Origin of the sequence: Aeromonas sp. QDB14 (genome assembly GCF_027707845.1) — a bacterium.
Lineage (GTDB): Bacteria > Pseudomonadota > Gammaproteobacteria > Enterobacterales > Aeromonadaceae > Aeromonas > Aeromonas caviae.
This window is the reverse complement of the sequence record NZ_JAPCJD010000038.1, coordinates 25,297-37,777: the sequence shown is the minus strand read 5'-3', so window position 1 is coordinate 37,777 and position 12,481 is coordinate 25,297. Positions and strand designations below refer to the sequence as shown.

At 62.7% G+C, this 12,481-nt stretch carries 9 protein-coding genes, 1 tRNA gene and 1 riboswitch; of the genes, 8 read left to right on the top strand and 2 right to left on the bottom strand.

Features of this window, described 5'->3' with window-relative positions:
- The first annotated feature begins 167 nt into the window (after positions 1 to 167).
- The 7 genes from PG887_RS13515 to cbl all read left to right on the top strand — a co-directional run bounded on the left by PG887_RS13515 (position 168) and on the right by cbl (position 6,427).
- A tRNA-Asp gene (locus tag PG887_RS13515) sits at positions 168 to 244 on the top strand.
- A gap of 405 nt (positions 245 to 649) precedes the next feature.
- Positions 650 to 1,651 carry a sulfate ABC transporter substrate-binding protein gene (locus tag PG887_RS13510; protein WP_104455255.1) on the top strand — a complete coding sequence of 334 codons (1,002 nt, stop codon included), beginning with the start codon at positions 650 to 652 and terminating at the stop codon, positions 1,649 to 1,651.
- Positions 1,652 to 1,690: 39 nt separating this feature from the next.
- Entirely contained in the window at positions 1,691 to 2,266 is a 576-nt protein-coding gene (locus PG887_RS13505) for an RBBP9/YdeN family alpha/beta hydrolase (protein WP_104455256.1), read from the top strand.
- 268 nt (positions 2,267 to 2,534) lie between these two features.
- Positions 2,535 to 3,374, top strand: coding sequence for a sulfate ABC transporter permease subunit CysT (gene cysT / locus PG887_RS13500; RefSeq protein WP_039039454.1), 840 nt, complete (start codon positions 2,535 to 2,537; stop codon positions 3,372 to 3,374).
- Positions 3,371 to 4,264, top strand: a complete 894-nt coding sequence (cysW, locus tag PG887_RS13495) for a sulfate ABC transporter permease subunit CysW (RefSeq protein ID WP_270821941.1) — start codon at positions 3,371 to 3,373, stop codon at positions 4,262 to 4,264. The genes cysT and cysW overlap by 4 nt, the downstream gene beginning before the upstream one ends.
- A gap of 31 nt (positions 4,265 to 4,295) precedes the next feature.
- Positions 4,296 to 5,363 carry a sulfate/molybdate ABC transporter ATP-binding protein gene (locus tag PG887_RS13490; RefSeq protein WP_010672827.1) on the top strand — a complete coding sequence of 356 codons (1,068 nt, stop codon included), beginning with the start codon at positions 4,296 to 4,298 and terminating at the stop codon, positions 5,361 to 5,363.
- Positions 5,364 to 5,479: 116 nt separating this feature from the next.
- Positions 5,480 to 6,427, top strand: coding sequence for an HTH-type transcriptional regulator Cbl (cbl, locus tag PG887_RS13485; RefSeq protein ID WP_270821940.1), 948 nt, complete (start codon positions 5,480 to 5,482; stop codon positions 6,425 to 6,427).
- Positions 6,428 to 6,538: 111 nt separating this feature from the next.
- Here cbl and gbpA read toward each other — a convergent pair whose 3' ends face one another.
- Both gbpA and PG887_RS13475 read right to left on the bottom strand, forming a co-directional pair.
- The gene (gene gbpA / locus PG887_RS13480) at positions 6,539 to 7,960 is read right to left on the bottom strand and encodes an N-acetylglucosamine-binding protein GbpA (protein ID WP_266140213.1); all 1,422 of its coding nucleotides are present in this window, start codon (positions 7,958 to 7,960) and stop codon (positions 6,539 to 6,541) included.
- A 60-nt stretch (positions 7,961 to 8,020) separates the two neighbouring features.
- A riboswitch (cyclic di-GMP riboswitch) is annotated at positions 8,021 to 8,106 on the bottom strand.
- Positions 8,107 to 8,335: 229 nt separating this feature from the next.
- A complete protein-coding gene (locus PG887_RS13475; RefSeq protein WP_266140214.1) occupies positions 8,336 to 10,015 on the bottom strand; it encodes a methyl-accepting chemotaxis protein in 1,680 nt (559 codons plus the stop codon).
- Between the two features lie 295 nt (positions 10,016 to 10,310).
- Between PG887_RS13475 and PG887_RS13470 the strand changes: the two genes are divergently transcribed.
- Positions 10,311 to 12,161, top strand: coding sequence for a M3 family metallopeptidase (locus PG887_RS13470; protein ID WP_202041197.1), 1,851 nt, complete (start codon positions 10,311 to 10,313; stop codon positions 12,159 to 12,161).
- Positions 12,162 to 12,481 lie beyond the last annotated feature (320 nt).

Sequence of the window (12,481 nt, the reverse complement as noted above, 5' to 3'; positions counted from 1 at the left end):
CAGAAGTGAAACGCTGTAGCGCCGATGGTAGTGTGGCATTCGCCATGCGAGAGTAGGACACTGCCAGGCACCCAATTAAACGGTGATGTGAAGAATCACATGGCTGGCTGCGAGGATGACACCTCACAAACAAGCAGCAAAAGATTTAGCGAAAGCTAACCGAATGCGGAGCGGTAGTTCAGTCGGTTAGAATACCGGCCTGTCACGCCGGGGGTCGCGGGTTCGAGTCCCGTCCGCTCCGCCACTAAATTGAAAGGCCTTCCCTATCGGGAAGGCCTTTTTGCTTTCTGGCGTCTGGATAAGAGCTCAGGGAACAAGAGGCAACCGACGGGTCTGCCGCCTGTTACTGACAACCCGCCTCTTCCCCCCTGTGGTGCTTGCGTGTCTGGCATTGTCCCTTTACCCAGGGCTTACCCTTCGCTCTGGTTTGCCTTCGTTCCCCCATCTTTTCCCAACCCGGCCAATCGACCGGGCTTTGTCGAGTCTGGAGATGAGCATCGCAAGCACGCGAATACGCTCTGGCCGAGAGTGCCAGAGGACCATCGGGAGCTCATATGCGGATAAGAGATAAGCAAAGCGCTTTTTCTTTCTTCATGGAATATGCATAAGCGGGCATGCTGTACTCAACCCAACGATATGGAGTATCACCATGAAACTGCGAATGACCGCTCTCACCGTTCTCTCCCTGCTGGCTCTCGGTCAGGTCCAGGCCGCCGAGGTGCGGCTGCTGAATGTCTCCTATGACCCGACGCGGGAGCTGTTCCAGGAGTACAACAGTGCCTTTGCCAAGGAGTGGAAGGCCAAAACCGGCGACGATGTGGTGGTGAGCCAGTCACACGGTGGCTCAGGCAAACAGGCTCGTGCCGTGGTGGACGGACTGGAGGCTGACGTGGTCTCCCTGGCGCTGGCCTATGACGTCGATGCGGTGGTCAAGGCAGGTCTCACCGCCAGCGACTGGGAAGGGCGTTTGGCCAACAATGCCTCTCCCTATACCTCCACCATCGTCTTCCTGGTGCGCAAGGGGAATCCCAAGCAGATCAAGGATTGGGGCGACCTGGTGCGCAAGGATGTCGCCATCATCACCCCCAACCCCAAGACCTCCGGCGGTGCGCGCTGGAATTATCTGGCTGCCTGGGGCTATGCCCTGAAGAAAAGCGGCACTGAAGAGGGCGCCAAACAGTTTGTCAGCGATCTGTTCAAGAATGTGAGGGTGCTGGACTCCGGGGCTCGTGGCGCCACCACCAGCTTCATCGAACGCGGGCTCGGGGATGTGTTGCTGGCCTGGGAAAATGAAGCGTTGCTGGTGCTCAATCAGCCGGGCACCAGCGACAAATTCGAACTGGTGGTGCCCTCGGTCTCCATCCTGGCCGAGCCGCCGGTAGCCGTGGTGGACAAGGTAGCCAAGAAGCATGGTACCGAGGCCGTCTCCAAGGCTTACCTCGAGTATCTCTACTCTGACGAAGGGCAGCGCATTATCGCCAAATACCACTATCGTCCGAGCAATCCGGCGATCCTGAAGGAGACTGCGGCCCAGTTCCCCAACCTGACGCTCTTTACTGTCAAGGATCTGGAAGGAGATTGGGACAAGGCACAGAAGAAGCACTTCGCCCAGGGCGGATCGTTTGACCAGATTTACCAGCCGGGCCGCTAAGAGACGCAGGCCCCTGTGACAACAGATAGGAGTACCACGATGAACAAGATCCTTCTGGTTCCCGGTCTGCACAACAGTGGGCCGGATCACTGGCAGAGCCGCTGGCACCAGCAATTTCCCCAGTGGCAAAGAATGATGGGTCTGCCCTGGGACAAGCCGGATCTCACGGTCTGGAGCGCCAAGCTGGCGAGCAAGCTCAGGAGCCGGCGCAGCCGGGTCCACCTGGTCGCTCACTCCTTCGGCGCTCTGACGGCCATCGCTGCCGCCAGACTGCAACCGGACAAGGTCTCCTCCATCTTCATCGTTGCCCCTGCCGATCCTGCCCGTTTCGGTATCCCGGATGAGGTGTTGGCGGGGGCCATCAAGGTCTCTGCCCAGTTGATCGCCAGCCGCAATGACCCCTGGATGAGTTTCGAGCGGGCAGAGTTCTGGAGCCGGCAGTGGCAGGTGCCCTTGTTCGATGCGGGGGAGGTGGGCCATATCAATGCCCAGTCCGGCCATGGGGAGTGGCACCAGGGCCTCGCTTTGCTCGGCACCCTATACCGCCGTGCCGAAATGGTGGTGGAGCCTGCTCCTGCCGAGTGGGGCAAGCAGGCTGCACTCAGTTTTCGATGAGGGACCCTCGGATTGTCTCGGCACGATTTCCAGACAGGCTGGCAACTTGGCCAGCGTGACTGACTTTGCATGTTCCCGGTTTTACCGCTCCGTCATTTAGGTCTTTTATTTATATAAAAGACCTTTTTTATGCTTATCGCTCTAAAAGCCTTGTTCCACCATTGTTAGATAAAAAAGTGCTTAGCAAAGGCATTATTGGTGTTTGTTGTCCCTGGCCGCCGTGAGCAAAATCGTCACATCCAAAGTATTTATAACAAACGGATGTGTTATGCGATTAAGTTCTTATTCCGTCCTGCCAGGCTTGGGGCCAACGCTGGGCTTCAGTCTGCTCTATCTGGGCATACTGGTGCTGCTGCCGCTCTCGGCACTGGTGCTGTTTGCGGTGAACAACCTGAGCGCCGCCGAGTTCTGGCAGGTGATCGGCTCCCCCCGGGTGCTCGCCTCCTTTCGCCTGAGCTTTGGCGCCGCCTTCATTGCCGCCCTGCTCAACAGTCTGTTCGGTCTGATACTGGCCTGGGTACTGGTGCGCTATACCTTTCCCGGCCGCAGACTGGTGGATGCGCTGATCGACCTGCCCTTTGCCATGCCGACTGCCGTCTCCGGCATCGCCCTGTGCGCCATCTTTGCCCCCAACGGCTGGATTGGCCAATGGGTCGCTCCGCTGGGCATCGAGCTTGCCTACAACCCCATAGGGGTGGTCATTGCCCTGACCTTTATCGGGCTGCCCTTTGTGGTGCGTACCCTGCAGCCGGTGCTGCGGGAAGCGGAGAGCGAGCAAGAGGAGGCGGCCGCGAGCCTGGGTGCCAACCGCTGGCAGACCTTCATCCGGGTACTGTGGCCGACCCTGGTACCTGCGCTGCTCACCGGTTTTGCCCTGGCGTTTGCTCGCGGCGTGGGGGAGTACGGCTCTGTCATCTTCATTGCCGGCAACCTCCCCATGGTGTCCGAGATTGCCCCCCTGATGATCATGAGTCACCTGGAGGAGTATGACTACGCCGGTGCATCGGCCATTGCGTCCGTCATGCTGCTCATTTCCTTTGTGCTGCTGTTGCTCATCAACAAGTTGCAAGCCTGGAGCTGGGCTCGCATCGGAGGAAGCCGTATATGAACGCCTCTACTGCACATCTCGATCAGGCCCAGGAGTCCGCTCCGGCCACCCCGGCGCGTCATCCCCCGGTGACCCATGAACCGGTCTGGGTCAAATGGCTGCTGGTCACCGTCGGTCTGGGCTGGTTTGCCGCCTTGCTGCTGTTGCCGCTGGCCACCGTCTTCATCCAGGCGCTGAGCCCGGGTCTGGCCTTCTTCTGGCACGCCATCAGCGAGCCGGATGCCCTGAGCGCCCTGGGGCTGACCGCCCTAGTGACGCTCTGCTCGGTGCCCCTGAACCTGCTGTTCGGGCTGGCCGCCGCCTGGGCCATCGCCCGGTTCCGCTTTCCTGGCCGGCAACTGCTTATCACCCTCATCGATCTGCCGTTCTCGGTCTCGCCGGTCATCGCGGGCTTGATGTTCGTGCTGCTGTTCGGCAGTCGCGGCTGGTTCGGCGAGTGGCTCAGCGAGCACGACATCAAGATCATTTTCGCTACCCCGGGGATCATCCTGGCGACCACCTTCATCACTGTGCCCTTCGTGGTACGCGAGCTGCTGCCCCAGATGGAGGCGCGAGGCCCGGAGGAAGAGGAGGCCGCCATCATGCTGGGGGCGAGCGGGTTGCAGATGTTCTGGCGGGTGACCCTGCCCGGCATCCGCTGGAGTCTGATGTATGGCCTGCTGCTCTGTACCGCCCGGGCGGTGGGGGAGTTTGGCGCTGTCTCCGTGGTTTCCGGCCACATTCGCGGCCAGACCAACACGCTGCCGCTGCACATCGAGATCCTTTACAACGAGTACCAGACCGGTGCCGCCTTCGCGGTGGCAAGCCTGCTGGCGCTGTTCGGGATCTTCACCCTGCTGGGTGAGACCCTGCTGGCCAGGCTGCGCGGCCAACCGACCCAGTTCCATTGATCCCGAATTAACGGTTATAGGAGAGGCATTCATGAGCATTCAGGTTCAAGGGCTCAACAAGCATTTCAATCAGTACGCGGCGCTGGCCGACATCAACCTCGATTTTCACGACGGTGAGCTGGTCGCCCTGCTCGGCCCCTCCGGCTGCGGCAAGACCACCTTGCTGCGGATCATCGCCGGGCTGGAGCAGGCGGACAGTGGCAGCGTCATCATCCGCGGCGAGGATGCCTCGGATCTCCATGTGCGCGAGCGCAACGTTGGCTTCGTGTTCCAGCACTACGCCCTGTTTCGCCACATGACGGTGTTCGAGAACGTGGCCTTTGGCCTGAGGGTCAAGCCGCGCAGCGAACGCCCGGACGAGGCGGCCATCCGCACCCGGGTCAAGGAGCTGCTGGATCTGGTGCAGCTCAGCCATGTCGCGGCACGCTACCCGACCCAGCTCTCCGGTGGTCAGCGCCAGCGGGTCGCCCTGGCCCGGGCCCTGGCGGTGCAGCCCAAGGTGCTGCTGCTGGACGAGCCTTTCGGCGCCCTCGATGCCCAGGTGCGCAAGGAGCTGCGCCGCTGGCTGCGTGAGCTTCACGACGAGCTGCATGTCACCAGTCTGTTTGTGACCCACGATCAGGAAGAGGCCCTGGAGGTGGCGGATCGGGTGGTGCTGATGAACGCCGGCAAGGTAGAGCAGATTGGCACCCCTGCCGAAGTGTATGATCAGCCCGCCAGTGCCTTCGTGCACAGCTTCCTTGGCAGCGTGAACCTGTTTCGTGGCAGGGTGGCCGGGCAGGGGCTCGGCATCGGTGAACAGCAACTGGGTGGCCCCATCCCCTCCCATCTGGCAGAAGGGAGTGCGGCCATTGCCTATGTGCGCCCCCACGAGCTGGAGATCCTGCCCTCGGATGCCCCCGGTGGCATTCGCGCCACCATTACCCGCCTGCTGCCCATGGGGCCGCGCATCCGGGTGGAACTGCGTGGCGATGGGGAGACGGGAGGCGCCCACTACGAGGCCGAACTGAGCAAGGAGGCCGCCCGGGCCTTTGCCCCCGGCCAGGGGGTGCGTCTGGTGGCCAGGCAGGCACAGCTCTATCCCGACTACCAGATCTGAGGGCAAGCCGCGAGGTGCGGCCCTCTGTCAGGCTTGCTGCCGGGCCATGATCCCGGCAATCCATAACAAGAGGACGGTGGCACGAGCCACCGCCACTCAGCGCAGGAGGCGATGAGGTGAACTTTCAGCAATTGCGAATCATTCGGGAGGCGGCACGGCGGGATTACAACCTGACCGACGTGGCCAATGCCCTCTTTACTTCCCAGTCCGGGGTCAGCCGCCACATTCGCGAGTTGGAGGAGGAGCTGGGGCTCGCCCTTTTCATTCGCTATGGCAAGCGTCTGCTCGGTATGACCGAGCCGGGCAAGGAGTTGCTGGTGATCGCCGAGCGTATCCTGGGGGATGCCGACAACATCCGCAAACTGGCGAGCACCTTTGCCAATCGCGACTCGGGCCGGCTGCTCATCGCGACCACTCATACCCAGGCCCGTTATGCCCTGCCGAGGGTAGTGAAGGCGTTTCGGGAGCAATTTCCCCTGGTACAGCTGGAGCTGCGTCAGGGGAGCCCGGAGGAGATAGTGCGGCTGGTGCAGACCGGCGAGGTGGACATCGGCATCAGCAGCGAGCAGCTCGACAAGAGCGAAGGGGTGGTGGCCTTTCCCTACTACCGCTGGCACCACAATATCGTCGTGCCGGAGCAGCACCCCCTCACCGCCGAGCGGGAGCTGACCCTGGCCGCTCTGGCCCACTGGCCCATCGTCACCTATCAGGCCGGCCTCACCGGTCGGGCACGGGTGGATGATGCCTTTGCCGAGGCGGGCATAGTGCCGCAGATCCTGCTGACCGCCCAGGACACCGACGTCATCAAGACCTATGTCGAGCTGGAGATGGGGGTGGGCATACTGGCGGACATGGCGTTCGATTCCCAGCGGGACAAGGGGCTGGTGCAACTGGACGGCAGTCGGTTGTTTGCGCCGCACACCGCCTGGATCGGCCTCAAGCAGGGGCAGTTCCAGCACAACTTTGCCTGGCAGTTCATCCAGCTCTGCAACCCCGAGCTGGCGCTGGCGGAGATCCAGGCCCGCGCCATGAGCAACGAGCCCCTGCTCGACTATCAGATCTGAACCGAGGGATGGATGAAAAACGGGGAGCCATGGGCTCCCCGTTTGTTTGATGTTGACCTGATCTGGCACCGGAAACGCCGAGCGGGTTCCCGCCAGGTCGGATACGTCCCATCACTGCGCTGTCCAGGCCTCCTGCCAGTGGGGGCCTACGCCCGGTTCATACTGGGTGGCCGTGCTCGCCCACTGGCTGCACCAGCCGCTGTAGGGGAAGGGTTTGCACTGATAGACCTTGCCGTTTTTCGGCTGCAGCACCCGGGTTCCGGCGGTGTAGGACTTGAGGCCGTCCGGGAAGGTGAACTGGTAATCGCCCCCGCTTGCCGGATCCTTGAACATGAGGTCCAGGGTCTGCTGCACCGCGTCACCACCGGCCTTGGGTTTGGCCTCGATCACCAGCTGATGGTGGCCTGCACTCAAGCCGGTCAGCGCCATGGAGAAACTCTGGCTGCCGTCCTTGATGTCGGCACTGCTCTGCCCTCTGGCGACACCGCCGTGGTCATAGAGGGTGTTGGTGATGGCGAGATCCCCCTGGGCCGTGACGGTGAACGTCAGGGTGAGCTTGCCGTTGTCGAGGGGGTAGTCGCTCGCCAGACCGCTCACGCTGATCCCGTTCTCCACCGGGGGCTGCTGTTGCTCAAGCTGGATCTCGACCCGTTGCAGGTTGCTGCCAGCCTTGAGGTAGACCGGGTTCTGGCCATAGACGGGGTTGAACTGGCCGTCCGTGCCTTGCTGGCCCACACGGATCTGGCTCTGCTCGGCGTTGATCTTGCTCGCCAGGGCGTGGGCCCAGTTGTTCTTCTGGCCCTGCCCGGCGCTGGCGATGGTCAGCTCGGTCTGGAGATCGGTGCGCTCGCCATTGGCATCGAACACCCGGGTTCTCGCTTTGTCACCCGCCACCAGGTCGATGGAGGGATAGATGGTCCCTCCCTGGCTCCAGGTCAGCGGTGGCTGGGTGCCATCCTTGAACCGGGCGTCGATCAGGTTGTAGAAGCTGTTGGCGGTATCCCCTACCTCCCACACCCCGAGAATGACCTGATAACCGGTACGCGCGGGCAGGGTGCACTGATGGGTCACCTGTTTGGGGGGCTGCACCATGTTGCCCTCGATGACGCAGAAGGGATTGAGATCGAACGCATCCCGGGTGAGGGGCTGGTTCGGGTTCCAGTCCTGCTTGGTGAGGTAGTAGCGCCAGTTGCGGGTCACGTGGTTGGCAGTGAAGGTCCAGCTGATGGCGAAGGGACCAGCCTGCACCTCACGCTTGGTCCAGCGATCGAGGGTCTGGGTGTTGAGCTCGCCGAATTGGGGGTGACCGGCCGAGGCTATCTGGCCGTCGGCGGGGCCGCCATCGGGGAAGCCGGAGGGGGCTTCCAGGCTCTGGGGTTCCCACTGGATGGCGCCACACTGGCTGTTGCCCCCTGTCTTGCACAGGTAGTTGCGCCCTTCGGGCTGGCTGATGTAGCCGTGAGCGAGTACGCCGCCACTGGCCAGCAGCGCCAGCGCTGCCGCGAGATGGGTGAGTCGGATATTTGCTGCCATACATTCCTCTGTTCGGTGATGTGGGCAGTCACGTTGGCAGGGGAGTTCCCCGAAACACGGTGCTGCAACCCCGCTATCCTGGACAGCTTGTCTTTAGACCGGAGGCTTTGCGTCCTGGCCTTTCAACCAGTTTGCCAAATGACTACAGAAAGGATCATGGTGCCGCCTGTGGCGACCACTCATCATGACTATATTTTGTTAAAAAATTAAGTGTAAAAATTGACAGTGCCATCTCATCGGAGCAGCGCATCAGCGGCAGATGGCTCCATCGGGATCTGCGCGCTGGTTCAGTGCGAGAGGGTGGCCCGGGAGAGGCTCCCGTGGCCATGACAGGAAAGGAGCCCCTGCCAGACTGGCAGGGGTTCACGGGGCCACTCAGTGGCGGGGTTGCATGCCTGCTCGGGAAGAGGACACCTGGGTCGGTCGCATCATCCTGTCCTGGGCTTGGGCGTTGTCGAGCTTGAACACCGCCAGTCGCTCGTCGAGGCTTCGGGAGAGACCGGCCAGCAGTTCGCTCTCCTGGGCCAACTGGGAGGCCGCCTGGGACATCTCTAGCGCCGAGTCGTTGATGCCGCTGACGTTGCGGTTCATGTCTTCCGCCACCATGCTCTGCTGCTCCGCCGCCGTGGCGATCTGGGTCGCCATGTCACTCACGTGCTGGATGTGATTGACGATGAGGGAGAGATCCTGTCCCGCCTTCTCGGACTGGTTGACGCTGCTCTCCGCCAGCTTGCGGCTGGCGTCCATGGCGTTGGCGGCGGTGACAGCCCGTTGCTGCAACTGGGTGATGGTACTCTGGATCTCCTCGGTGGAGTGGCGGGTGCGACTGGCCAGCTGGCGCACCTCGTCGGCCACCACGGCAAAGCCACGGCCCTGCTCGCCGGCCCGGGCCGCCTCGATGGCGGCGTTGAGGGCCAGCAGGTTGGTCTGCTCCGAGATGGCGCTGATGACCGCCGTCACCTCGCTTATCTGCATCACACCCTCCTTGAGCTGGTTGACCTGCGAGGTGGCCTGATCCACCTCGGTAGCCAGCGCCTGGATGCCGTGCACGCTGGCATGGACATCCTGGTTGCCGAGCCCGGCCTCGCTGGTGGCATCCTGGGTGTCGCGGGCCGTATTCTCTGCGTGACCCGCCACGTCGGCGATGGTGGCGCTCATCTCGTTCATGGCGGTGGCGAGCTGGGCGAGCTGATCCCGCTGACTGTTGACCGCCTGGTTGGTCTGTTCGGCGGAGGCGGCGATGCGCAGGGCGGCATCCGCCACGTTGCGGGCCCCCTGGCTCGCCTCCAGCAGGGCGCGGCGGATGGCATCCAGCCCCTGGTTGGTGGAGCTGGCGACGGCGCCGAGCTCATCCCTGCCCAGCACCGGGATGCTGACCACCAGATCGCCAGCCGCGACCCGGGCCATGGCCTTGTTGATCTCGGCCAGGGGATTGACGATGGAGCGGCTGATGGCGAGTCCCAGCAGCCCCATCAACAGGATCACCAGCAAGGTGGCGCCACCCATCCACTCATATTGGGACCACATGGTGGCCTCAATGTCCTGCAACAACACACCGGAGCCCAGGATCCAGCCCCAGGGCTGGTAGCCCGTCACCAGCGACATCTTCTGTGCCGCCTCGCCGGACGGGGAGACCCACTGATACTCCAGCCTGCCCTGGTGGCCGCCCTTGCCGAGATCCACCATGTGCTGCCAGTGGGACTCGGCAGGGTTGTTGCCCATCTGCTGGCCGACCAGCTCGGGTTTGGCGGGATGCACCACCACCCGACGATCTTCATCCAACACGAACAGGTAGTTGTCCCCGTCAAAGCGCATGCTGTCGAGCATGGCCTTGGCCTGTGCCTTGGCCTGTTCCGGGGGGAGGGTGGCGGCCAGGGCCTGGATCCGGCTCATGGCCAGATCCAGCACCGCCTGCAGCCTGGCTTCCCGTTCACTCATCAGATTGCGGTGCAGGGCACTGGCCGAGATGAGCAGCAGTGCGATGAAGCCGACCAGGGCCAGTGAGAGCAGCAGCATCAGTTTGCGACTCACGGCAATATCACCGAGCTTGAACATAGTCTTATCCTTACTTTCCCATGCGGGTCTGATTGTGGCCGAACTGCCGGCCGGACCTGATTATTGTTATTTTCAACATATCATTAACTTTCAATGGGTTGCGGTGGAAAACAGCCAATTGAGCAGTTTGACAACCAGTATAGCCAGCAGACAGAAACCCTCGCTTTTGATAGCGTGATGGCGCGCATCCCGGCGCACAATTTGTCTGCTCAATTTGCAAGAAGTGTGAATGGGTTGGCATTTCACCAAAAAGGAGTGGGCGCCCCCGTGGTCGCCCCATAACAAGAGGGAAGTTATGAGTTCCATTGCCAGGAATTATCTCAATCAGCTCAATGCCGATTACCTGCAGGTGCACAGACGCAAGGAGGACCTGTTCTGGTCCACCTACATGGGCACCAGCGACGATCAGGCAGGCTTCACCGCGGCCGAACAGGCCTACAAGGCATTTTGTGCCGATCCTGCCCGCCTGCCGGTGCTGCGGGAAATGCATGCCCAGGCCGAAGAGGCGGATCTCAGGCGTGGCCTGGGGGGCTGGATCGCCTTCTTCGAGTGCAACGTCATCGAAGATCCCGGTGCCTCCGCCCTGATGGACGAGCTGGTGGCCGCCGAGGCGGATCTCTTCGCCCGTCGCAAGGGGTTGAAGCTCACCTTGCTGGACGAGCAGGGCCGCCAGGTGCCCGGCAGTCTGCCCGCCGCCAGCACGGCGCTGGCCGCCAGCAGCGACGAGGCGGTGCGCCAGAGCGCGCTCGCCATGTTCCAGACCCTGGAGCAGTGGGTGGTCGACAACGGCTATCTGGCCATCGTCGCGCTGCGCAACCGCTTCGCCCGTGCCATGGGCTATCGCGACTACTTCGATTACAAGGTGCACAAGAACGAGCAGATGAGCCCGGAGCAGCTGTTTGCCATTCTTGACGACTTCATCGCCCGCACCGATGCCCGCTTGCACCAGAGTCTGGCGGAGCTGAAAGCGGCCAAGGGGGAAGCGGCCCTGCTGCCCCACAACCTGCGCTACAGCGTGAGTGGTGACGTGACCCGCCAGCTCGACCCTTACGTGCCCTTCTCCCGGGCGCTGAAGGATTGGGTCGAGAGCTTCCGCCGGCTCGGCATCCAGTACCGCGGTGCCACCCTCACCCTGGATCTGCTGACCCGGGAGGGAAAATACGAGAACGGCTTCTGTCACGGCCCGGTGCCGAGCTTCTGGCAGGATGGGGAGTGGGTGCCGGCGGTGGTCAACTTCACCAGCCTGGCCAATCCGGCCCAGGTGGGCAGCGGCTGGAGCGGGCTCAACACCCTGTTCCACGAGGGAGGCCACGCGGCGCACTTTGCCAACGTCACCGGCAACGCCCCCTGCTTCTCCCAGGAGTTTCCGCCCACCTCCATGGCCTATGCCGAGACCCAGTCCATGTTCTGCGACAGCCTGCTGGACGACGCGGACTGGCTCAAGCGCTACGCCAGAAACGCGGCGGGAGAACCCATCCCCGATGCGCTTATCCAGGCCATGATTGAAGCGCGCCAGCCATTTCGCGCCTTCAACGAGCGCCAGATCGCGCTGGTGGCCTACTTCGAGCGGGATCTCTACGCCATGGCAGATAGCGAGCGCACCCCGGCAGCCGTGCTGGCCCTGGCCCGCAAGTGGGAGCGCAAGATCCTGGGGGTGGATAGCCCGCGCCCGCTGCTGGCTATCCCGCACCTTCTGAACCAGGAGTCGGCCTGCGCCTATCACGGCTATCTGCTGGCACTGATGGCGGTGGAGCAGACCCGCGCCTACTTCTTGAAACGCGACGGCTACCTCACCGACAACCCGCGCATCGGGCCGGATCTGGCCGCCCACTACTGGGGACCGGGCAACGGCATGACCCACGACGAGACACTGCAGAGCCTCACCGGCGAGGGTTTCAGTGCGGTGCCGCTGGCAGAGGCGTGCAACCGGAGTGCCGCCGAGGCGTGGCAACAGGCGCAAGCATGCATGGTGGCCGCGCGGCAGCGCCCACCTGCAGGGGAGGGAACGCCCCTCGACGCCCATATCCGGGTGGTACACGGGGCCGAGCTCATCGCCGACAACAGCGAGTCCGAGGCGCGCATGCTGGCAGACTTCGAGGCCTGGATCCGGCGCCTTGAGACCGCCGAACCAGTGACCCAGGCCTGAGCCCGGTGTTGCACCGTCAAAAGAGCCCCATCAGGGGCTCTTTTCTTGTGCGTTGAGATGGCCTGACCCCATGGTGCCAGCCGGGGATTGGCGGGTGGACAGGCTCAAGTGTCACTGGCGGCGCTGCCCGCTGGTTTTTCTCCCTGTGCCATCTTCCTGGCCTTGACGACCTGTGCTGAGGTGCCCGGTTGCAGGCAAGAGACGACGCCCAGCCCTTGGCAGGGCCTCTGCATGGCGGGTTGACGGCCATTTCCCCCTGCTGGCCACAGATATGTTTCTCCCGATATATTGAGTATTCACGGCGATCCCATATCATGGCG